This is a genomic window from Curtobacterium sp. MCBD17_032 (assembly GCF_003234855.1).
GTDB lineage: Bacteria > Actinomycetota > Actinomycetes > Actinomycetales > Microbacteriaceae > Curtobacterium.
The window spans coordinates 1-22,877 of record NZ_QKTO01000017.1; the positions used below are offsets into that span (position 1 = coordinate 1).

A 22,877-nucleotide genomic window follows, 5' to 3' on the forward strand; every position below is an offset into this window, starting at 1 on the left:
CTCGGAGATGTGTATAAGAGACAGGCCCGAGGCTCGCACGTCCGGCTCCGGCGCAGCCCCGGCTGGACCCGCACCGTCACGTCCGCCGCCGCCGGGCGCGGCCACCGTCGGCGCGCCCGACACCACCGTCACGCCCGTCCCGACGCTGCCTGCGCCATCGGAGCCCCCGCCCGACCACACCACGCCGATCGCGACCAGCACCACGACGCCGACGAGCACCAGGGCGGCACGGGGCGAGAGCGCGAAGCGGGACATACCGGAACGCTACGGAGCGCGGTCCGCGGATCAGGCCGCGCAGGGCGACCTGTGGACGAGCGCCGCCTCTGATCAGAAGTGGAGGGAGGTGCTCGGCGGGACGCCCACGCCGGGAACGCTCAGACGGACCTGCGGCCCGAGCGCCCGTCCTGGTCCCCCGGGCACACACGGTCCTACGCCGGGTCAGGGCCGGCGTCCACGCGGGTCGACGGAGCGACGGAACGACGGAACGACGGAACGACGGAACGACGGAACGACGGAACGACGGAACGACGGAACGACGGAGCGACGGAGCGACGGAGCGACGGAGCGACGGACGCAGCATCGTCGTCCCATCGCGATCGTGTCGAGCGTCGTGCTGAGGGCGGCGCGTGGCGGGGCAACCCGACCGAGCGTGCGGACAGGACCAGTACCGCGGGCGTCAGCAGAACCGGTCGAGGGCCGAGGTGAGCGCTGCGCTCCCGGCAGGCCCGGCGTGCCCTTCGTCCTCGATGACCGTGAGGGTGCTGTCGGGGAGCGCCTGGTGGACGCGCCAGGCCGTCACGACCGGCCCGCTGATGTCCCGCCGCCCGTGGACCAGGGCCGCCGGGATGTGACGGATCAGGTGGAGTCGCGCGAGGACCGCACGGTCGCCCGGGAGGAACGCGTCCTGGCTCCAGTAGTGCGTGACGAGCATGGCGAACCCCTCGCGGTGCGCTGGCTCCGTGTGGCCGTGACTCCGCATGGTCGGGTCATCGAGCGAGACGTGCACGCTCTCCCACCGGTCCCACGCCAGCGCCGCAGCGGCTCGGTCCTCGGCATCGTCCCCGGCCAGGCGGCGTGCGTAGGCGTCCACGACGCGCTCGGTCGGACGACGGCGACTGGCCCGCTCGAACTCGTCCCACTCCGCGGGGAAGACGCGACCGACGCCCTCGGTGATCCACTCGACCTCGTCGCGGCTCGTCGTGGTGACGGCCAGGAGCGCGAGTGCTCGGACGCGGTCCGGGTGCGCTTCGGCGTAGGCGAGTGCGAGCGTCGTGCCCCAGGAGATCCCGCTCACGACCCACGTCTCGACGCCGAGGTGCTGTCGTACGGCCTCGATGTCGGCGATGAGGCGTGGCGTGGTGTGCTCGTGCAACAGGTGCCGCGCGTCGGCGACGAGGGGCCGGCTCTTCCCGCTGCCGCGCTGGTCGATGCCGATGATCCGGTACTTCGCCGGGTCGAAGTGCGTCCGGTACCACCCACTGCCGAGCGACCCTCCGGGGCCGCCGTGCAACCAGAGGGCCGGGACGCCGTCCGGGTTGCCGGACTCCTCCCACGCGATCGCGGTGCCGTCACCGACGGCGACGACACCGGACGCGGTGGGGGCACTCCTGGCGTACGGCATGCCCCGACCGCTACCCCTTGATGGCGATGTTCACGAGCTTCGGCGCCCGCACGATGACCTTCACGATCTCCCGGTCCCCGATGTACCGCTGCACCGCATGCGACGAGCGGGCGAGCTGCTCGAGCTCGTCCGCCTCGATCGACTTCGACACCTCGAACGAGTCGCGCACCTTGCCGTTGACCTGCACGACCGCGGTCAGGGTCTCCTGCACGAGCAGCGTCGGGTCGGCCTTCCGCCAGCCGAACGTCGCGACCGGGGAGTCGTAACCCAGCGTCTGCCACATCTCCTCACCCGTGTACGGCGCGAAGACGCTGAGCCCGAGGGCGATCGTCTCCGCAGCTTCACGCACGGCGGGGTCCGCGGCACCGGGTCCGCTGTCGATCGCCTTGCGGGTCACGTTCACCAGGTCCATGAGTCGTGCGATCACGACGTTGAACTTGAACGACTCCATCAGCCCCGGAGCGTCCGCCAGGAAGCGGTGCGTCGCCTGTCGGACGCTCCGGTCGCCCGTGGACCAGACCGCGTCGGGCGTCGAGGTGACGTCGACGGCGATGCGGTAGGCGCGCGCCAGGAAGCGTGCGGAGGCCGCCGGCGAGACGTCCTCCCAGTTGATGTCGTCCTCCGGCGGTCCGGCGAAGCCCATCACCAGGCGGATCGCGTCGACGCCGTGCGCATCGAGCTCGTCGCCGAGCGAGACGCCGCCCTTCGACTTCGACATCTTCGAGCCGCCGGAGAGCACCATGCCCTGGTTGAGCAGCGCCGAGAACGGCTCGGTGAAGTCGAGGTACCCGAGGTCGAACAGGACCTTCGTGACGAAGCGTGCGTAGAGCAGGTGCAGGATCGCGTGCTCGACACCGCCGATGTACTGGTCCACCGGCGCCCACTTGTTGACGAGTGCCGGGTCGAACGCCTGCGTCTCGTCCTGCGGGGACAGGAAGCGCAGGAAGTACCACGACGAGTCGACGAACGTGTCCATCGTGTCGGGGTCGCGCTTGGCGGGCGTTCCGTCGACCGGGTTCGGCACGTTCACCCAGTCGGTCGCGCCGCCGAGGGGCGAGGTGCCCTTCGGCTTGAGGTCGAGGCCCTCGGTGTCCGGCAGGACGACCGGCAGCTGGTCCTCGGGTACCGGGTACTGGGTGCCGTCCTCGCCGTGGATGATCGGGATCGGGGTGCCCCAGAACCGCTGGCGGGAGATGAGCCAGTCGCGCAGCCGGTAGGTCTTCGCGGCGCGTCCGGTGCCGCGCTCCTCGAGCAGGCTGATGGCCGCGGTGATGGCGTGCTGCTTGCTCATGCCGTCGAGCGGCCCGGAGTTGACCATCCGACCGGCGCCCGTCAGGGCTTCCCCGGTGGCGACCGGGTCGAGCGTGGGGACGTCGAAGTCGTCGAGCGTCGCTCCCTCCGGGATGACGGGGACCGCTCCGGTCACGGCGGCGTTCGTGTCGACGACCACCTTGACGGGCAGGTCGAAGGCGCGGGCGAAGTCGAGGTCGCGCTGGTCGTGCGCGGGGACGGCCATGACGGCTCCGTGCCCGTAGTCGGCGAGGACGTAGTCGGCAGCCCAGAGCGGCAGGCGCTCCCCGGTGAGCGGGTGGATCGCCGACCGGCCGAGCGGCACGCCGGTCTTCGGACGGTCGGCGTTCTGCCGGTCGATGTCCGAGGCCTTCTGCGTGGCGACGAGGTACTCCTGGAACGCAGCTCGGGTGGCGTCGTCGACGGACGGGTCGGCGACGAGCTCAGCGGCGAGGTCGGAGTCCGGCGCGACGACCAGGAAGGTCACGCCGTGGATGGTGTCCGGACGGGTGGTGAAGACCGTGACGGGCTCGTCGCGTCCCTCGATCACGAAGTCGACGTCGGCGCCGACCGAGCGACCGATCCAGTTCCGCTGCATCGCGATGACCTTCGACGGCCAGCGACCCTCGAGCTGGTTGAGGTCGTCGAGCAGCCGGTCCGCGTAGTCCGTGATCTTGAAGTACCACTGCGTCAGCTTCTTCTTGACGACGACGGCGCCGGAGCGGTCCGAGGTGCCGTCGGGCAGGACCTGCTCGTTCGCCAGGACGGTCTGGTCCACCGGGTCCCAGTTGACCCAGCTGTCCTTCCGGTACGCCAGGCCCTTCTCGTACATCTTGAGGAACAGCCACTGGTTCCACTTGTAGTACTCGGGGTCCGAGGTGTGGATCTCGGTCGACCAGTCGAAGGACGGCGCGTACCGCTTGAAGGAGGCCTTCTGCTGCGCGATGTTCGCGTACGTCCACTCCTTCGGGTCGACGCCGCGCTTGATCGCCGCGTTCTCGGCGGGCAGGCCGAAGGAGTCCCAGCCGATCGGGTGCAGCACGTTGAACCCCTGCTGCCGCCAGTACCGCGCCACGAAGTCGCCGAGCGCCCAGTTCTCGGCGTGCCCCATGTGCAGGTCACCGGACGGGTACGGGAACATCTCGAGGATGTACTTGCGCGGGCGCTTGTCGTCGGGGTCGGCGGTGAAGAGGCCGAGCTCGTCCCACCGTGCCTGCCACTTCTCCTGGATGCGCCGGAAGTCGTAGGTGTGCGGGTCCTCGACGTGCTGCTCGATGGTCACGGTCCACAACGATACAAGCCGGGAGGCGCCTCCTGCGTCCGCCGTCGATCTCACGCCGCGAGCAGGCGTCCGTCCGCCATCCGGAGGGTCCGGTCGACGAGGTCGGCCGGCACCGGCACGTGCGAGACGACGAGGAGCGTGCGCCCCGCTGCGCGGGCCGTGCCCACCAGGTCACGCAGGACGGCGTCACCGAGGTCGGGGTCGACGTCGGCGGTCGGTTCGTCGAGCACGAGGACCGGGAAGGCGTGCAGGAGCGCCCGCGCGAGCGCCAGCCGGTGCGCCTGCCCGCCGGACACGAGCGTCCCGCGCTCCCCCACCCCTGCGTCGAGTCCCCCGCGACGGGCCACCCAGTCGCCGAGGCCGACCCGGTCGAGCACCGCGAGCAACTCGTCGTCGGTGGCGGTCTCGCGCGCGAACAGCAGGTTCTGGCGGACCGACTGGTCGAACACGAAGGGGTCCTGCTCGATGAGCCCCACCCGGGCGCGGACGGCGTCGGGGTGCAGCGCCCGCGCCTCCACCCCGTCCAGCGTGTAGCTGCCCGTGTGGTCGACGAACCGGACGAGCGCGTCGACGAGGGTCGACTTGCCCGAGCCGCTCGGTCCGCGCAGCACGACGACCTCGCCGGGTTCCAGGTCGAACGACACCCCGTCCACCGCCGGTGCCGCGGCACCGGGCCAGCGGACCGAGAGGTCGCGGACACGGACGGTCACGGTCGCGGGCACGGCGAGCTCCTCGGCGGGGGCCGCAGCGTCCGGCTCCGGCACCAGGCCGGCGGGCAGCTCGGCGGGCACGACCTGCTCGACACGCTGCGCGGCGGCGCGCACCCGGCGCAGGGTCAGGACCGCCAGCGGCACGACACCGACGACCTCGAACAGGGCGAGCGGGACGAACACCGCGAGCGCCCAGAGCGGCCCGTCGAGGGCGCCTGAGACCACCGCGGGCGCACCGACGGCGAGGACGCCGAGGACGGCTGCACCCCCGACGAGCCCGACGAGCGCACCGACGAGCGACTCCACGGCCCCGCGGCGACGGACGGCACGCGTGACGCGGTCGTCCAGGCGTGCGATGTGCTCGAGCCGTTGCTCGAGGGTGCCGTACGCCGCGAAGACGTCGAGCGTCCGCACGGTGTCGAGGACGAGGTCGGCGACGTGCCCGCGGTCCGCAGCGGTCTCCCGGTCCGACCGGGTCGCGACGACGCTCGTGACGACCGTGCCGACGAGCGCGGCGACGCCGAGCGCCAGCAGGAGCACGAGGGCGGCCGGCGGGGACACGAACGCGACCGCCGCCACGGAGAGCAGGGCCGTGACCCCGGCCGAGACGAGGGGGCCGACGACCCGGATGGGCAGGTCCTGCAGGCGATCGGTGTCCGTGACCAGCCGGGTCAGGAGGTCACCTCGACCGGACGACCCGAGTCCGGCCGGCGCGATGGATGCGAGTCGCCGGTACATCTCGGTGCGCACGACGGCGAGTTGCCGGAACGAGGCGTCGTGGCCGGACAGGCGGTCGACGTACCGGAGGACGGCGCGACCGAGCGCGAAGGCACGGACGCCGACCATGACGAGTGTGAGGTACAGGATCGGCGGGTGCTCGGCGGCCCGGGTGATGAGGTAGCCGCTCGCGGCGAGGAGCGCGACCGCGCACAGCGCGCTGAGCGTGCCGGCGGCGACCGCCTTCGCCCAGCCGCGACCACGGGGCATCGCGAGCCGGAGGACCGACGCCGGACGGGCCTCCCGGGCGGTCCCGGGCACGCTCACGCGGACACCGCCGTCGCGGACCGGACCGGGGCGGCACCGGAGGACGTGACGGTCACGACGACGTCGGCCGCGGCGACGACCGCCGGACGGTGGCTCGCGACCACCACGACCGCGCCGTCGTCCGCCAGTCGGCGCACGGCGGCGACCACCAGCGCCTCGGCCTCGGCGTCGAGCGCGGACGTCGGTTCGTCGAGCAGCACCAGGGGCGTCGCGGACGCCGCTGCCCGGTACAGCCCGCGAGCCACGGCGACGCGCTGCGCCTGGCCGCCGGACAGTCCGGCACCGCCGGAGCCGACCGGGAGGCCCGGGCCCACTCCCAGCCCCACCGCACGGAGCGCGGTCCGCACCTGTGCGTCGTCCCCGGTGGCGGAGAGGGTCACGTTCTCCGCGACGGAGCCGCGGACGAGCCGCGGGCGCTGGTCGACCCAGGTGGTCCGGTCCGGCACGGGCACGTCGGCCGGGCCGGGGACGACGACCGTGCCCTCGTGCGGGAGGACCCCGCGGAGTGCGGCGAGGAGGCTCGACTTGCCGGAACCGCTCGGTCCGGTCAGGGCGACGACGGTGCCGGCAGTGGCGGTCAGGTCGACGGGGCCGATGACGACGTCCGGCCGGTGCACGGTCACGCCGCGGAGGACGAGCGCGTCGGAGTCGGCCGGCCGTGTCACGGGTGCCGCGGTGTCCGCCGCGTCCCGCACGTCGTGCTCGGCGTCGTCGAGCACGTCGAGGACCGCCTGCGAGGCCTCGACGCCGTCCTGCGCCGCGTGGAAGTCGGCGCCGACCTGCCGGATCGGGGCGAACGCCTCGGGCGCGAGGACGAGCACGAACATCGCCGCCCCGAGGCCGAGCGAGCCGTCGACGAGCCGGATGCCGATCGACACCGCGACGAGCGCGATGGACAGGCTGGCGGCGAGTTCGAGCGCGAACCCGCTGACGAACGACAGCCGGAGCACGCCCAGGGTCCCGCGACGGTACTCGTCGGTGACCCGGCCGATCCGTGCGGTCTGTCGGCGGGCACGGCCGAACACCTTGAGGGTCGCCAGGCCCTCGACCGCCTCGGTGAAGGCCCCACCGAGCCGGGCGAGCGCGTCCGCCTGCCGGCGCTGCAGCGTCTGGGTGGCGAGACCGATGAGCACCATGAAGACCGGGATGACCGGCATGGCGCACACGATGACGACGGCGCTCGTCAGGTCGCCGAGGGCGATCGCGACCAGGAGGACCGGGGTCGCGACCGCCGTGAGCGCGAGCTGCGGCAGGTACCGGCCGAAGTACGCGTCGAGGGCGTCGAGACCGGGACCGAGTGTCGTGGCGAACCCGGCGCTCGAGCGACCGGCGAGCCACCCGGGGCCCCGGTCGGCCGCGCGCCGGAGCACGGCGGTGCGGAGTTCGCTCTTGACGCGCGCTCCCGCCCGCGCGGCCAGGTCGTCGGTGGCCCACGCCGCGGCGGCCCGGAGCAGGAACGCCGCGCCGAGGAGCGCGAGTGTGGCCGGGAACGTGCCCGGCACCTGCCCGACCCGCACCGCGTCGACGACCTGGGTGACCGCCGCGGCGATGCCCCACGCGATCCCGATGGTGGCGACGGTGCGCACCGCACCGGTCCCGGCGGCGGCGAGCACGAAGCCGCGCGCCGTGCGGGACAGCCGGAGCAGGCGTGGGTCGAGTGGCTTCATCCGGGCCTCCTGGTCAGTGCGCGGCCTGCGCGACGGTGGCGCGTGAGACCCGCTTGCGGAAGACCCAGTACGTCCACGCCTGGTAGGCGAGCACGAGCGGGAGGAACACCACCGCGACCCAGCTCATCACGGTCAACGTGTAGTCGCCGGAGGAGGCGTTCGCGACGGTGAGGCTGTTCGCCGGGTCGTTCGACGCCGGCATGACGTCGGGGAACACCGCGGTGAACATGGCCAGGACGACCGCGGCGATCGTGACGGCCATGAGCGTGAAGGCGCGCCCCTCCCTTCCGCGTGCGGCGCACAGCACCGCGACGACCAGCGCGACCGCGGCGACGACGGACAGCACGAGCGACGCCGGCGTGGCGCGGACGAACGCCATCGTGACGAGGAACGCGGCGGCCACGGCGATCGTGAGGACCCCGGACCGCTTCGCCAGCCGGATCGCCCGCTCGCGCATCTCCCCCTCGGTCTTCAGCGCGACGAAGACGACGCCGTGCGTGAAGAACACCAGGAGCGTGGCCGCACCGGTGAGCAGGGCGAACGGGTTGAGCAGGTCGAACAGCGTGCCGGTGTAGTTGTGTCCCGCGTCCATCGGGATCCCCCGGACGACGTTGCCGAACGCGACGCCCCACAGGAACGACGGCACCGCGCTGCCCACGATGATCATGAGGTCGAAGCGGCGCTTCCACGCGACGTGCTTGTCCTGGTGCCGGTACTCGAACGAGACCCCGCGGGCGATGAGCGCGGCCAGGATGAGCAGCAGCGCCAGGTAGAAGCCGGAGAACATCGTCGCGTACCACTCGGGGAACGCGGCGAACAGGCAGGCACCGGCGACGATGACCCAGGTCTCGTTGAGGTCCCAGACGGGGCCGATGGTGTTGATGAGCACGCGGCGGTCGGTGTCGTCCTTACCGAGGAACGGCAGGGACATCCCGACGCCGAAGTCGAACCCGTCGAGCACGAAGTACCCGACGAAGAACAGTCCGACGATCGCGAACCAGATGACAGGCAGGTCCATCTCAGGCAGCTTCCATTCCTAGTACACCGTCACTTCGTGCGTGACCTCGCCCGTCTCCTCGTCGACCTCGGCCGGAGCGGCCGGGCCCTCCTGGGCGACCTTCTTGATGAGGCGGAACTCGACGACCGCGAGGGACCCGTAGATGAGTGTGAAGACGACGAGCGAGATGAGGACCTCGAGACCGGTCACGTTCGGGGAGACGCCGTCCGCAGTCCGCAGCAGCCCGAACACGAGCCACGGCTGGCGGCCCATCTCGGTGAAGACCCAGCCGACGATCATCGCGGCCATCGGCAGCGGGACCGCCCAGATCGCGATGCGCCACATCCAGCGCTGCTGCGGGAAGCGCCCCTTCCGGGTGAGCCAGAGCCCGGCCAGCGAGACCAGCACGGCACCGACGCCGAGGGCGATCATCCAGCGGAAGGACCAGTAGGTCACCCAGATGACCGGCTTGTAGTCGCCGGGGCCGTACACCTGCGTGTACTGCGCCTGCAGGTCGTTGATGCCCTCGACGGTGCCGCTGAACGTGTGCGTCGACAGGAAGGACAGCAGGTACGGGATCCGGATCGAGAACAGCTCGCGGACGCCGTCGGGGGTCCCGAGGGTGAAGACCGAGAACGAGGCGTCCTTGCCGGTCGCGGTGTCGTACAGCGCCTCGGCCGCGGCCATCTTCATCGGCTGCGTCTCGACCATCGTCAGGCCGAGCTGGTCCCCGGTGAGCACCGTGAGCGCGCCGGCCGCGACCATCGTCCAGAGTCCGAACTTGAGCGCCGGCATCATCGTCTCGAGGTTCTGGTTGCGCGACAGGTGGTACGCGGCGACCGAGATGATCACGCCGGCGGCGACCATGAAGCACGCGAAGACCGTGTGCGGGAAGGCCGCGAGGGCGACCTTGTTGCCGAGGACGGCCCAGATGTCGGTGAGCTCCGCGCGGCCCTTCGCCTCGTTGAGCGCGTAGCCGACCGGGTGCTGCATGAACGCGTTCGCGGCGATGATGAAGTAGGCCGACATGATCGTGCCCGCACTGACGCACCAGATGCTCGCGAGGTGGAGCTTCTTCGGCAGACGGTCCCAGCCGAAGATCCAGATGCCGATGAAGGCCGCCTCGAAGAAGAAGGCCAGGATGCCCTCGAGCGCGAGCGGCGCGCCGAAGACGTCGCCGACGAACCGCGAGTAGTCCGACCAGTTCATGCCGAACTGGAACTCCTGCACGATGCCGGTGACGACACCCATCGCGAAGTTGATGAGGAAGATCCGCCCGAAGAAGCGGGTGAGCTGCAGGTAGTGCGCGCGACCGGTCCGGACCCAGGCGGTCTGGAACACCGCGACGACGACCGCCATGCCGATCGTCAGCGGGACGAAGAGGAAGTGGTAGATCGTCGTCAGACCGAACTGCCACCGCGACAGGAGGAGCGGGTCGAGGAGGTCGTTCATGCGGCCGGGCCCGTCGGGATCGCCGCGCGCTGTTCGTGCACGTTGAGATGCTTCCTGTGGAAGGGGTTCTGCTCGTTGCCGTCACGTCGTCGGGACCCTTCGACGGTACTGCTGGACGCCCCACTTCGACAAGTTGTAGAGGCTCCGCCTGCACGTATGTGCACGGCTCCTGCACGGCACAACCGTGCGGAACACATGTCCTCGCGGGGGCACATCCGTGCGGAACAGCTGTGCCCGTCGTCACCCCTCCCGGGAACGCCGACAGGCGCCGGGCTGGAGGCCCGACGCCTGTCTTCGAGAACGAGGATGCGCCTCCTAGAGGAGACCCTTCTCCGTCAGGAACTCCTTGGCGATGTCCGAGGACTTCTCCTTGTCGACCGTGCTCTTCGTGTTCAGGTCGATGAGCGCTTCGGTCGTCAGGACCTCGCTCACCTCGTCGATCGCGTCGGCCGCCTTCTCGTCGACCTTGTCGGACACGACCGGGGTGACGTTCTGCGGCACGATGAGGTTCTCCGGGTCCTCGAGCGTGACGAAGTCGTTCGCCTTGATGCTCGGGTCCGCGGTGTAGATGTCGGCGAGCTGGACGGTGCCGTCCTTGAGCGCCTTCACCGTCAGCGCTCCGCCCGAGTCCTCGATCGCCTTCGACGCGACGTCGACGCCGTACACGGACTTGAGCCCCTTCGGACCGTACGGCCGCGTCTGGTTCTCCGAGTTCGCGCCGACGGTCAGCTTCTCCTCGACGTTCTTCAGGTCGGCCAGGCTCGTCACGTCGTTCTCCTCGGAGAACTCCTTCGTGACGGTGTAGCTGTCCTGGTCGGTGGCCTCGGCGGCGTCGAGCGCGCGGATGCCGTCCGGCAGGGCCGACTCGAGCTCGTCGGCGATGTCCGACTCGCTCTTCGCGGTCGAGTCCTTGTCGTAGTACTGCAGCAGGTTGCCGCTGTACTCCGGCATGACGTCGATCGCGCCCTTCTGCAGCTGCGGCAGGTAGACCTCGCGCTGACCGATCTGGTAGTTCCGCTCGACCGTGTAGCCGTCCTTCTCGAGGACCTGCGCGTAGAGCTCGGCGATGATCTCGTTCGAGTAGTAGGCCTGCGACCCGATGACGATGGTCTTCGAGTCGGACGGGGCGCTGGAGCCGCTGTCGAGCGGGCTGCTGGACGAGCAGCCGGCGAGTGCCGCTGCCACGCCGAGCGCGACCGCGGCGGCGACGCCGGCGCGGAGCTTGGGTGCTGTGATCACGAGGGGGTTCCTTCCGGGATGGGTTTGCGGGGCCGCTCACGCGATCCCGAGCGCCGCCGTGCCGCACGCTCGGCGACGCCCGCGGGCACCACCGCCCGCTGCAGCACGGCGAAGACGACTTCGAACGCGATCGCCAGGACGATCACGAGGACGGAGGCGCCGAGCATCATGGCGTAGTCCTGGGTCTTGAGCCCGAGGAAGACGTAGCCACCGAGGCCACCGGCACCGACGTAGGCGGCGAGGGTGGCCGTCGCGACGACCTGCAGCACGGCCGCACGGATGCCGCCGATGAGCAGTGGGAGACCGAGGGGGATCTCGACCTTCGTCAGGACCTGCCACCCGGTCATCCCCTGCGCCCGTGCGGCGTCGACGGTGACCGGGTCGACCGACTCGATGCCCGCGTACGCCCCGGCGAGCACCGACGGGACGGCGAGGATGACGAGCGCGAGCAGCGGCGCCTGCAGGTTCACGCCGAGCAGCAGACCGAACAGCGTCAGCACACCGAGGGTGGGCAGCGCGCGGATCCCGCCGGAGAGCGCGATCGCGAACCCGCGGGCCCTGCCGGTGTGCCCGATCAGGTACCCCACCGGCACGGCGATCACCGAGGCGACGACCACGGCGACGAGCGAGATCCACACGTGTTCCCAGAGCCGGACGGGGATGCCGTTCGGGCCGGGGTGGTTGGCGGGGTCGAGGACCCAGGCGAAGGCCTGTCCGATGATCACGACGAGACCTCCGCGGTCTGCAGCACGCGCCGGACGGCCCGCTTCGACGGCACCGACGCGCGTGTCCACGGCATCACGATCCGTCCGAGCAGCACGAGCAGCCCGTCGATCGCGAATGCGAGGACGAGGACCATGACGATGCCCGCCAGGATCTCCTCCGGGATGTTCCGCCCGATGCCGTCGGTGAACAGCGACCCCAGGCTCGGGATGCCGAGGACCGCGCCGACGGTCGTGAGCGAGATGGTGGACACCGACACGACCCGGAGGCCGGCGAGCAGGACCGGACCGGCCAGCGGCAGGTCGACGCGGAAGAAGCGCTGCACGCCCGAGTAGCCCATCGCCGTCGCCGCCGACGCCGTGTCCGGGTCGACCGAGCCGAGGCCGTCCACGGTCGACCGCACCATGAGCGCGAGGCCGTACAGCGTCAGCCCGACCACGACGTTGACCGGGTCCTGCAGTCCGGTGCCGATGATGCCGGGCAGCGCGATGAACAGCGGGAGCGACGGCACGGCGTAGAGCAGGCCGGCGACGGTGACGATGCCACCGCCGAGCCCGCTGCTCAGCCGACGTGCGCCGGGACGACGGAGTCGGACGACCAGCCAGCCGATCGGGATCGACAGCAGGAACGCGATGACGATCGGCGGCAGGGCGATGGCCAGGTGCGCCAGCGTGGCGTCCCCGATCGTGTCGAGGTTCGCCAGCACCCACTTCACCGGGTGCTCCCACCCTGCGCCGCAGCACCCGGGACGCTGGCGGGCGTCCCGGCCTCGGAGCGGACAGCGGCAGCGGCGTCGACGACGCCCGTGGGACCGGTCAGGACGCCCGCGGCACGGCCGTCCCCGTCCACGACGATCGGACCGGTCGGGGTCTGTTCGACCCGGAGCGAGCGGCGTCCCCGCCCGGCACCGATGAAGCCGGCGACGAAGTCGTCGGCCGGTGCGGACAGGATCTCCGCCGGGGTACCGAGCTGGGCGATCTCGCCGCCCTTCTTCAGGATGACGACCTGGTCGCCGAGCTTGAACGCCTCGTCGATGTCGTGGGTCACGAAGACGACCGTCTTGCCGAGCTCCCGCTGGAGTCGGATCAGCTCGTCCTGCAGGTCGGTCCGGACGAGCGGGTCGACGGCTCCGAACGGCTCGTCCATGAGGAGGATGTTCGGGTCGACGGCCAGTCCGCGCGCCACACCGACACGCTGCTGCTGGCCGCCGGAGAGCTGCGACGGGTAGCGGTCCGCGAGGGAGCGGTCGAGGCCGACGGTGTCCATGAGCTCCAGGGCGCGCGCCCGGGCGTCCGACTTCGACACCCCGGTCAGGAGCGGCACGGTCGCGATGTTGTCCGCGACCTTACGGTGCGGCAGCAGTCCGGCGTTCTGCATGACGTAGCCGATCCGCCGCCGGAGCTGCACGGGGTCGACGCCGGCGATGTCCTCGCCGTCGATCTCGACGGAGCCCGCCGTGGGGTCGATCATCCGGTTGATCATCCGGAGCAGCGTGGTCTTGCCGCATCCGCTCGATCCGACGAACACCGTCGTGGTCCGCGAGGGGATCACGAGGTCGAACGACTCGACGGCGTTCGTACCGTCCGGGTAGGTCTTGCGCACCGAGCGGAACTCGATCATGGGTGCCCTTCTTGGTGGAGGTAGCCCGACTCCGGAGACAGTACAGGTCGGAGCCCATACCGGTCCGCTCGTGTCGGCGCATGACGCCTGATGGACATCGGGGGTGTTCCCGCGCAGTCCGGACAGGGTCCGCACGCACCGACGCCCGCCCCTCCTGTTCGGAGGGACGGGCGTCGCGGTTCGGTCCGGCATGCGACCGGCGGGCGTGACCGGTCAGGAGGCTCGGATCACCGACTCCAGGTACGGCCGGCTCATCGCGCGGTACGCGTCGATGAGGGCGGTGTCCGGGTTGTCACGGTCGACGTGCGCGCGCGCCAGGACGGCGTGCGCCGACTCGGCGAGCACGATCCAGGCCCGGCTGAGGGCCTCGGACTGCGGCAGGTCGAAGCGTTCGCGCATGACGACACCGACGGCCCCGCCGAGGGCGGCCAGCCGGTCGGCGTCCTCGTCCCCGGAGGTGGTGTCGATGTCCGCGAAGCGGATGGCCCGGAAGCCCGGCTCGGTGCGGTACATCTCGGCGGTCATCTCGATGAGCGCGTCGCAGCCCTCCTGCCAGGTCGTGGCACCGGACGCGTCGAGCGTGTCGACGAACCGGGCGGCGAGGCGCTGCGTGCAGCGGATCGCGAGCGCCTCGACCACGGCGATCCGGTCCGGGAAGTACCGGTAGACCGTCCCGATGGACGCGCCGGCACGCTCGGCGACCATCGCGGTCGTCAGGCGCTCGAACCCGATCTCGTCGATCACCGCCGCTGCGGCGTCGAGCAGACCTGCGAGGCGGGCCGAGCTGCGTGCCTGGACCGGCTCGTTCCTGAGCAGTGATGATCCCCCTGGCAGAGCGTTCGGAACCTCGGTGACGAGCACGTGTTCTCCTTCTCGCGATGACCGCGGCTGTTGACTGAGACGGCAACTCTGACAGAGACCGCCTTGGTCTTGGCTGCGATTCCCGGGGTGTCGGGCGCTGGCGGGGCTCCTGGACACCCCTGCATGGGATGATGACGCCATGCCCGAGACGACTCCTCCGGACCCCTCTGCGCCCCGGGACACCAGCACTTCCCCACAGCGGGACGCCCGGTCCGTGGAACGGGAGCACGACCGTCGCGAGCAGGCTCCGTGGGGCATCCAGCAGTGGGAGACGGCGATCCCCGAGCCGATCCTGCACCGGGCCGCGCGGATCGAGGACGCCGTGCAGGAGTTCCGTGAGCAGCACGCCCGGAAGCGCGGTCAGGTGCCGACGGTGATCCCGTACACGGGGTACGGAGCGCCGGGGTGGGTCCGCGTACTCTGCCGGGTGCTCCTCACCCGCCGGGGTCTGGCGTCGGACGTGTCGTACTCCGGGGTCCGCGGGTGGCGCAGCTTCACGAGCGTCGCCGTCGACCACGCCGAGGTCACCATCACGGCTGGTGGCTCGACGCACACCGTGACGAGCGACCGCGGCGGCGTGGTCGACACGATCGTGCCGATCGACCTCGAGCCGGGCTGGCAGAAGATCCGCCTGTCCGCCGGCGGCATGCGCGACGTCGACGCCGACGTCTTCGTGGTGCACCCGGACACCCGCTTCGGCCTGCTCTCGGACATCGACGACACCGTCATGGTGACGAGCCTCCCCCGCCCGATGCTCGCGGCCTGGAACTCCTTCGTGCTGACCGAGCACGCCCGTCGCCCGGTCCCCGGGATGTCGGTCCTGTACGAACGCGTCCTCGCACAGCACCCGGGCGCGCCGACGGTGTACCTGTCCACCGGTGCCTGGAACGTCGCGCCGACCCTCGGGCGGTTCCTCTCCCGGAACATGTACCCGTCCGGGACGCTCCTGCTCACCGACTGGGGGCCGACCCACGACCGCTTCTTCCGCAGCGGGCAGCAGCACAAGCAGGACAACCTCCGGCGTCTCGCCCGGGACTTCCCGGACGTGCAGTGGCTGCTGATCGGCGACGACGGCCAGCACGACGAGCAGCTGTACGGCGAGTTCGTCCGCGAGCACCCGGACAACGTCGCCGCGGTCGCTATCCGGCAGCTCTCCACGAGCGAGGCCGTCCTCGCCGGCGGTCGTTCCCGAGCGCAGGAGCGGATGCGCGACTCGACGAAGCCCTGGGTGTACGCACCGGACGGGGCCGGCCTGTGGACCGAACTCGGTCGCGTCGGGATCGCCGACGTCGACTGACCGCGTCCGTCGTCCGGCCGATCGGACGGTCGACCGTCGCCCGAGTTCCTGCCGGTCGTCATCTGAACGCACCTTCAGCGCAGCTCCGCTCGGGGGTCGGGTGGTTCGATCGACCACATGGCTCAGCGCATCGAGGACCACGCCCTCATCGGGGACTGCCACACCGCTGCTCTCGTGACGCGGGACGGGGACGTCGACTGGGCGTGCCTCCCCCGGTTCGACAGCGCGTCCACCTTCGCCGCACTGCTCGGCGACGAGCACGACGGGCAGTGGTCGCTCCGCCCCACCGACGGCACCGCCACGCCGGTCCGACGACACGACGGCGACTCCCTCGTGCTCTCGACGGTGTGGACGACCCCGACCGGCGTCGTCGAGGTGACGGACTTCATGCCGGTCGACGAGCACCGTGCCTCGATCGTGCGCCGGGTACGCGGGCTCACCGGCACCGTCGAGGTCCAGCAGGTGCTCCGCATCCGGTTCGGCTACGGGGACGTCCTCCCCTGGATCCGCCAGGTCGGCGACGACGAGGAGCCCGTCCTCGTCGCCACGGCCGGTCCGGACGCGGTCGTGGTCCGTGGGCCCCGGTTCCGCGCGGACGACCACCGGCACGTCGTCACGACCACGGTCCACGACGGCGACGTCCTCGACACGACCCTGACCTGGTTCCCGTCGCACCGCGAACCCCCGGAGCCGTTCGACGTCGACGACGCGCTGCACCGGACGCGCGCCTGGTGGCACGACTGGACCTCCCGGACGCGCGCCGAGGGGCCGTACGCGTCCGCGGTCCGGAAGTCGCTCATGTACCTGCGCGCGATGACCCACGCCGAGACCGGCGGCGTCGTGGCGGCCGCGACCACGAGCCTCCCGGAGGACCCCGGCGGCGAACGCAACTGGGACTACCGGTTCGTCTGGCTCCGCGACGCGTCGATGGCGCTCGCGTCCCTCATCGCGCACGGCTACCGGGACGAAGCCGCGGACTGGCGCGGCTGGTTGCTCCGCGCGATCGCCGGCGACCCGGACGACGTCCAGATCATGTACGGCATCGCCGGTGAGCGCGAGCTGCCGGAACGGACCCTCGAGCACCTGGCGGGCTACGCCGGATCGACCCCGGTGCGCGTCGGCAACGGCGCGTACACGCAGTACCAGGGCGACGTGTTCGGCGAGGTGCTGTCCGCGCTCCATGACGCGCGCGAGCTCGGCGTCGAGGAGAGCGGTGCCTCGTGGTCGCTGCAACGGGCCCTCCTCGCACACGTCGAGGAGCACTGGCAGGACGCGGACAACGGCATCTGGGAGATGCGCGGACCCCGCCGGCACTTCACGCACTCCCGCGCGATGATCTGGGCGGCCTTCGACCGCGGGGTCGCCGCCTGCGAGGAGTTCGGGCTCGAGGGACCGGTCGAACGCTGGCGGTCCCTGCGCGACCAGGTCCGTGCCGAGATCGAGGAGCACGCCTGGAACGCCGACCGCGGGTCCTACCGGCAGCACTACGATACCGACGAGGTGGACGCGAGCCTGCTCGTCCTGCCGCAGATCGGGTACTGCCGCCCGGACGACCCGCGGATGCTCGGCACCGTCGCGGCGATCGAGGAGGACCTGCGCGTCGGCGAGGACGGCCTCGTCCTGCGGTACCGGACCTCCTCGGGCTTCGACGGACTGAGCGGGGCGGAACACCCGTTCCTGGCGTGCTCGTTCTGGCTCGTCGAGCAGTACGCCGGGTCGGGACGGCTGGCCGACGCCGAACGGCTCATGGACGTGCTCGTCGGGTACGCGAACGACGTCGGCATGCTCTCCGAGGAGGTCGACGTGGCCACCGGACACCACATCGGCAACACCCCGCAGGCGCTGTCGCACCTGACGCTCGTGACGGCGGCGGACGCGATCGCGCGTGCGCAGGGTGCGGACGCCGGGCACCGGACGCGCAGAGCCCGGCGCAGCGGCGGCACGGCGAGCGTCACCGGCGCCGGCGAGCGAGCCGGTCGCCCCGCCTGAGGCGGTGGGGCGGGCGTGCCGGCGGTGCCGACATGGCCGCCTGTCGGCTCACGCGGGTCCCGCGACCACGGAACCTCGGCGGCCGGGATCGCGGAGTTCCGGAACCGGAACGGCAGCGCGCGGCGTGACGTGGAACCGCGACGACGCACGATCGGAGACCGCCTTCCGCTCCCCTGCCCGGCGATCGGGGCCCGGTCCGGCTCGGCACGGCTGGCGCGGAACAGACGGGAGGCCCGGTACCGATCGGTACCGGGCCTCCCGTCATGCCGTGGTGCTGGCCGTCAGGACGAGCTCACCCACTCGGCCGGGCCGCGCGAACCCGCCCGGTACTCCTCGAGCGGGACCGCGCCCGACTTCCACGCCGAGACGACCGGCTCGACGATCTCCCAGCAGCGCTCGGCCACGTCGCCGCGGATCGAGAGCAGCGGGTCGTCGTGGAAGATGCCGTTGAGCACCTCGCCGTAGGGCGTGAGCTCACCGTCGTCGAAGGACGAGGACAGGGTGACCTGGCCCATCTCGAACGGGTTGCCGCCACCGTTCGCCGACACCGACAGCTCGATCTCGTCCGGGTTGAGGACGATGCGCAGCGTGTCGGCCTTCGGGCGCCCGGACAGGCCGGAGGGGAGGCGGGTGACCGGCTTGAAGGTGATGAGCACCTCCTTGCGGCTGGCTCCGAGGGCCTTGCCGGACCGCAGGGTGAAGGGGACGCCTGCCCAGCGGGCGGTGTCGACCTCGACCTCGATCTCGGCGAGCGTCTCGGTCTCGCGGGACGCGTCCACGCCGTCCTCGTCCTGGTAGGAGGGGAGGTCCTTGCCGTCGATCGTGCCGGCGGTGTAGACGGCACGGCGCGAGGCGGTGGTGGCGTCGTCGCCCTTCAGACGGGTCGAGCGGAGCACGCGGGCCAGCGAGGACCGGAACTCCACCGAGTCGATCGCGGCGGGGGCGTCCATCGTCACGAGGGCGAGGATCTGCAGCAGGTGCGACTGGATCATGTCGACGAGCGCGCCGGCCTCGTCGTAGTACTGCGCGCGGTTCTCGAGACCCAGCGTCTCGTCGTAGAAGACGTCGACCTTCTCGATGTTGTCGGCGTTCCAGATGGGCTCGAACAGGCGGTTCGCGAAGCGCAGGCCGATGATGTTGAGGACCGTCGTGCGACCGAGGAAGTGGTCGGTGCGGTGGACCCGCTCCTCCGGCACGAGCTCGAGCACGGTCTTGTTGAGTGCCTCCGCCGACGCGACGTCGGTGCCGAACGGCTTCTCGAACGCGAGGGTGGTGCCCTCGGGGAGCTCGACGTGCTGCAGCGCCTCGCAGATGTCCGAAGCGATCTGCGGCGGGAGGGCGAAGTAGAGGATCGGCTCGGCGTCGGCCGCGGCGAGCAGCGCCTTCAGGTGCTCCGGGTCGGTCGGGTCGCCCTGGATGAACTGCGTCGACTCGATGGTCGCGTCGACCTCGGGGCCCGTCACGTCCTGCGACGCGAACGACTTCGTGACGACGTCCTTCCACTGCTCCGCGCTGCGGGCACTGCGACCCGTACCGATGAGCTGCACCGGGACGGACCGGCCGCTCTGGAGGAACGTGCCGAGACCGGGCAGGAGGAGACGGGAGGCGAGGTCGCCCGTCGCGCCGAAGATGATGAGGGTGCGCTTGTCGGTCACCTGAGGTGACTCCTTTCGCTTGTGGACGGTCCTCTGGACCTCAGGCCGCGAGCATGCGGTCCTCAGTGCCCAAGACCCATCGTGCCCGGGTGATTCCCGGACCGTTGTCGAAGAGGGGGTGATGTGGATGAGCGGGGTGTCGGCCGGTCGTGGGGAGGCCCGGCTCACCCCGGACGCAGTTCGGGCGGCACCGAGATGGTGCCGCCCGAAGCGCGTGAGGTGGGGTCAGTGCCCGAAGTTTCCGCGGTAGTACTCGTAGACCCAGCCGACGAGGGTGATCGCGACGAGCGCGAGCCCGATCGGCACGATCCAGAGACCGGCCGCGACACCGAGGAAGCAGACCGCGATGGCGGCGGCGAGGAAGATCGGCCACCACGACCACGGGCTGAAGTGCCCGAGCTCGGCGTCGCCGTCTTCGATGTTCGCGTCCTGACGGTCTTCCGGCAGCACCCCGCCCTGCGCCGACATGACGCGGCCCAGGTAGAAGGCGATGAACGCCGACATGATCCCGGTCAGGCCGATCGACAGGGTGCCGACCCACTCGATGTTGCCGTAGTAGATGATCGACCAGATCGTGTACGCGGCGTCCGCGATCACGAAGAAGACGAACAGGATCCAGAACAGATTGGTGTTGGCGCGCATGGCGTGTTACTTCACCTCGCCCTTCGCGGCGTCGTAGGTCGGAGCGTCGGGAGCGTCCTTCGCGGGTCCCACACCGACCGGCACGCCGGCTTCCGGGTGGTTCAGGTCGAACGCCGGGGATTCGGATCGGATGCGCGGGATCGACGTGAAGTTGTGCCGAGGCGGCGGGCAGGAGGTCGCCCACTCGAGCGAGCGGCCGTAGCCCCACGGGTCGTTGACGGCGACCTTCGGCGCGTTCCGCGCCGTGACGTAGACGTTGAAGATGAACGGCAGGAAGGAGATGCCGAGGATCATCGAGCCGACCGTCGAGACCTGGTTCATCCAGGTGAAGTTGTCGTCCGGCAGGTAGGTGGCGTAGCGACGGGGCATGCCCACGACACCGAGCCAGTGCTGGATGAGGAACGTCGTGTGGAACCCGACGAAGAGCAGCCAGAAGTGGATCTTGCCGAGACGCTCGTTGAGCATCTGCCCGGTGAACTTCGGCCACCAGAAGTAGAAGCCGGAGAACATCGCGAAGACGACGGTGCCGAAGACGACGTAGTGGAAGTGGGCGACGACGAAGTACGAGTCGGACACGTGGAAGTCGAGCGGCGGCGAGGCCAGGATCACACCGGTGAGGCCACCGAAGGTGAAGGTGACGAGGAAGCCGATCGCCCAGAGGATCGGCGTCTCGAACGTCACCGAACCGCGCCACATGGTGCCGACCCAGTTGAAGATCTTCACGCCGGTGGGGACCGCGATGAGCATCGTCATGAGCGAGAACCACGGCAGCAGGACGCCACCGGTGACGTACATGTGGTGCGCCCACACCGTGATCGACAGGGCCGCGATCGTGATGGTCGCGTACACGAGGGTCTTGTACCCGAAGATCGGCTTGCGGCTGAAGACCGGGAAGACCTCGGAGACGATGCCGAAGAACGGCAGCGCGATGATGTACACCTCGGGGTGCCCGAAGAACCAGAACAGGTGCTGCCAGAGCAGTGCTCCACCGTTCGCCGGGTTGAAGATCTGCGCGTCGAACACGCGGTCGAGACCGAGGCCGAACAGCGCGGCGGCGAGGACCGGGAAGGCCATCAGCACGAGGAGGCTCGTCACGAGGACGTTCCAGGTGAAGATCGACATGCGGAACATCGTCATGCCCGGCGCACGCATCGTGATGATCGTGGTGATGAAGTTCACCGCACCGAGGATCGTCGAGAAGCCGGTCATGCCGAGACCGAAGACCCACAACGTCCCGCCCAACCCTGGGGTGAACGTCGTGTCACTCAACGGCGCGTACGCGAACCACCCGAACGACGCCGCTCCCTGCGGCGTGAGGAAGCCACCGACGGCGATCGCGCTGCCGAAGAAGTACATCCAGAAGGCCAGGCCGTTCAGACGCGGGAACGCCACGTCCGGTGCACCGATCTGCAGCGGCATGATCGCGTTCGCGAAGCCCGAGAACAGCGGCGTCGCGAACATCAGCAGCATGATCGTGCCGTGCATCGTGAAGAGCTGGTTGTACTGCTCCTTCGTCGGCACGACCTGGAGCCCCGGCTCGAACAGCTGCGCACGGATGACGAGCGCCATGATGCCGGCGAGCAGGAAGTAGAGGAACGAGGTGATCAGGTACATGTACCCGATCGTCTTGTGGTCGGTGGACGTGGCCCACCGGACGATGATGTTGCCCTTGCGGCCGACCTTCGATGCCTGGAAGTCCGGCGTCGAAGGCCTGGTGGTCGCCTGGCCGACGAATGACGTTGTCATTGAGACGCGCCCTTACTTCTTGTCGCTCGACGCCTCGGCAGGCGCCTCGTTGTTCGGCTGGTTCGTGTTGGTGTCGTACTCGTTGCCGAGCAGGCCGACGTTGCCCTCGTCCGCGAGGGACTGGAGGTAGTCGTCGTACTCCGCCTGGGACACGACCTTCACCTGGAAGAGCATGAGCGAGTGGTACTCACCGCACAGCTCGGCGCACTTGCCCTGGAAGGTGCCTTCCTTCTCCGGGATGAAGTACTCGTAGTTCGTCTTGCCCGGGAGCATGTCCTTCTTGTAGAGGAAGTCGATGACCCAGAACGAGTGGTTGACGTCGCGCGAGCTGAGCTCGATCTCGACCTTCTTGCCGACCGGCAGGTACAGCGTCGGGAGCAGCGACTCGTCGATCGCCCCGCCGCCGTTCTCTTCTTCCTGGGCCTGGATGCCCTGGTAGTAGACGCTGTCGTTCGGGTTCTTCTGGTCGATGTAGTTGAAGTCCCAGCCCCAGCGCTTGCCGTAGACGTGCACCGTGGCGTCCGGCTGCGCGAACGGCTTCTCGATCGCTTCCTGGTCCTTCGCGGTGAAGGCGAAGAAGCCGAGCACGAGGATGAGCGGCACGAGCGTGTAGAAGATCTCGAGCGGCATGTTGTACCGCATCTGCACGGGCAGGCCGGTCTGGCCCTTCCGACGGCGGTAGACGATCGCGGCCCAGATGACGAGGCCCCACACGATCAGACCGACGGCCAGGAGGACGATCCAGCTCGTCGTCCACAGGCCGACGATGCGGCTCGTGTGGTTCGTGACGTCCTTCGTCTCCTCCGTGCCGGGGAGCCATCCGTTCAGCTGCTGCTGCGAGCAGCCAGCCAGTGCGATGACCAGACCGACGGCCACCGGGACGGCCGCCCAACGTATACGGCGATTCGAACGCACTGTTACCTCTCGGAAAGACGTGGGCCGGATCCGGTCGGTGGACGACCGGTGACGACGAGGATCCCGTCGACGAGCACCGCGGTCGGCACGAGGCCGGCACATGGGTGGCTCCCAGCTTGGTTGGAAC

18 protein-coding genes are annotated in these 22,877 nt (G+C 70.3%); 2 read left to right on the forward strand and 16 right to left on the reverse strand.

Going from position 1 to position 22,877, the window contains the following annotated elements; genetic code table 11:
- From DEI91_RS14845 to DEI91_RS14900, 12 genes are all read right to left on the reverse strand, one after another.
- On the reverse strand, positions 1 to 255 hold a 255-nt coding region (locus tag DEI91_RS14845), incomplete at its 3' end, for a hypothetical protein (RefSeq protein WP_220038101.1).
- 421 nt (positions 256 to 676) lie between these two features.
- The gene (locus tag DEI91_RS14850) at positions 677 to 1,621 is read right to left on the reverse strand and encodes an alpha/beta fold hydrolase (RefSeq protein WP_111053037.1); all 945 of its coding nucleotides are present in this window, start codon (positions 1,619 to 1,621) and stop codon (positions 677 to 679) included.
- Between the two features lie 10 nt (positions 1,622 to 1,631).
- Positions 1,632 to 4,193 (reverse strand): leucine--tRNA ligase, encoded by a 2,562-nt coding sequence (gene leuS / locus DEI91_RS14855; protein ID WP_111053077.1) that lies wholly within the window; start codon positions 4,191 to 4,193, stop codon positions 1,632 to 1,634.
- Positions 4,194 to 4,243: 50 nt separating this feature from the next.
- A complete protein-coding gene (gene cydC, locus DEI91_RS14860; protein WP_258374454.1) occupies positions 4,244 to 5,947 on the reverse strand; it encodes a thiol reductant ABC exporter subunit CydC in 1,704 nt (567 codons plus the stop codon).
- Positions 5,944 to 7,614, reverse strand: coding sequence for a thiol reductant ABC exporter subunit CydD (gene cydD, locus DEI91_RS14865; protein ID WP_111053038.1), 1,671 nt, complete (start codon positions 7,612 to 7,614; stop codon positions 5,944 to 5,946). Before cydD ends, cydC begins: the two co-directional genes overlap by 4 nt.
- A gap of 13 nt (positions 7,615 to 7,627) precedes the next feature.
- Entirely contained in the window at positions 7,628 to 8,632 is a 1,005-nt protein-coding gene (gene cydB / locus DEI91_RS14870; RefSeq protein ID WP_111053039.1) for a cytochrome d ubiquinol oxidase subunit II, read from the reverse strand.
- An 18-nt stretch (positions 8,633 to 8,650) separates the two neighbouring features.
- Positions 8,651 to 10,063 (reverse strand): cytochrome ubiquinol oxidase subunit I, encoded by a 1,413-nt coding sequence (locus DEI91_RS14875; protein WP_111053040.1) that lies wholly within the window; start codon positions 10,061 to 10,063, stop codon positions 8,651 to 8,653.
- 315 nt (positions 10,064 to 10,378) lie between these two features.
- Entirely contained in the window at positions 10,379 to 11,302 is a 924-nt protein-coding gene (locus DEI91_RS14880) for an ABC transporter substrate-binding protein (RefSeq protein ID WP_111053041.1), read from the reverse strand.
- Positions 11,299 to 12,027, reverse strand: a complete 729-nt coding sequence (locus DEI91_RS14885) for an ABC transporter permease (protein WP_111053079.1) — start codon at positions 12,025 to 12,027, stop codon at positions 11,299 to 11,301. The genes DEI91_RS14880 and DEI91_RS14885 overlap by 4 nt, the downstream gene beginning before the upstream one ends.
- Positions 12,024 to 12,740, reverse strand: a complete 717-nt coding sequence (locus DEI91_RS14890) for an ABC transporter permease (RefSeq protein ID WP_111053042.1) — start codon at positions 12,738 to 12,740, stop codon at positions 12,024 to 12,026. Before DEI91_RS14890 ends, DEI91_RS14885 begins: the two co-directional genes overlap by 4 nt.
- Positions 12,737 to 13,645 carry an ABC transporter ATP-binding protein gene (locus DEI91_RS14895; protein ID WP_111053043.1) on the reverse strand — a complete coding sequence of 303 codons (909 nt, stop codon included), beginning with the start codon at positions 13,643 to 13,645 and terminating at the stop codon, positions 12,737 to 12,739. Before DEI91_RS14895 ends, DEI91_RS14890 begins: the two co-directional genes overlap by 4 nt.
- Before the next feature lie 213 nt (positions 13,646 to 13,858).
- Positions 13,859 to 14,506, reverse strand: coding sequence for a TetR/AcrR family transcriptional regulator (locus DEI91_RS14900; RefSeq protein ID WP_181439637.1), 648 nt, complete (start codon positions 14,504 to 14,506; stop codon positions 13,859 to 13,861).
- A gap of 214 nt (positions 14,507 to 14,720) precedes the next feature.
- Here DEI91_RS14900 and DEI91_RS14905 point away from each other — a divergent pair, with 214 nt between their 5' ends.
- A complete protein-coding gene (locus tag DEI91_RS14905) occupies positions 14,721 to 15,803 on the forward strand; it encodes an App1 family protein (RefSeq protein WP_258374455.1) in 1,083 nt (360 codons plus the stop codon).
- A 117-nt stretch (positions 15,804 to 15,920) separates the two neighbouring features.
- Entirely contained in the window at positions 15,921 to 17,792 is a 1,872-nt protein-coding gene (locus tag DEI91_RS14910; RefSeq protein ID WP_111053046.1) for a glycoside hydrolase family 15 protein, read from the forward strand.
- A 281-nt stretch (positions 17,793 to 18,073) separates the two neighbouring features.
- On the opposite strand, the gene DEI91_RS14915 is transcribed toward DEI91_RS14910, so the two are convergent.
- The 4 genes from DEI91_RS14915 to coxB form a co-directional block, all read right to left on the reverse strand.
- Positions 18,074 to 19,447 carry a glucose-6-phosphate dehydrogenase gene (locus DEI91_RS14915; protein ID WP_111053047.1) on the reverse strand — a complete coding sequence of 458 codons (1,374 nt, stop codon included), beginning with the start codon at positions 19,445 to 19,447 and terminating at the stop codon, positions 18,074 to 18,076.
- 225 nt (positions 19,448 to 19,672) lie between these two features.
- Positions 19,673 to 20,089: a cytochrome c oxidase subunit 4 gene (locus DEI91_RS14920; RefSeq protein ID WP_111053048.1), complete on the reverse strand. Its 417-nt coding sequence runs from the start codon at positions 20,087 to 20,089 to the stop codon at positions 19,673 to 19,675.
- Positions 20,090 to 20,095: 6 nt separating this feature from the next.
- Complete coding sequence (gene ctaD / locus DEI91_RS14925; RefSeq protein ID WP_181439638.1) at positions 20,096 to 21,835, reverse strand: cytochrome c oxidase subunit I; 1,740 nt, start codon at positions 21,833 to 21,835, stop codon at positions 20,096 to 20,098.
- 12 nt (positions 21,836 to 21,847) lie between these two features.
- A complete protein-coding gene (coxB, locus tag DEI91_RS14930) occupies positions 21,848 to 22,750 on the reverse strand; it encodes a cytochrome c oxidase subunit II (protein WP_181439639.1) in 903 nt (300 codons plus the stop codon).
- Positions 22,751 to 22,877: the final 127 nt, after the last annotated feature.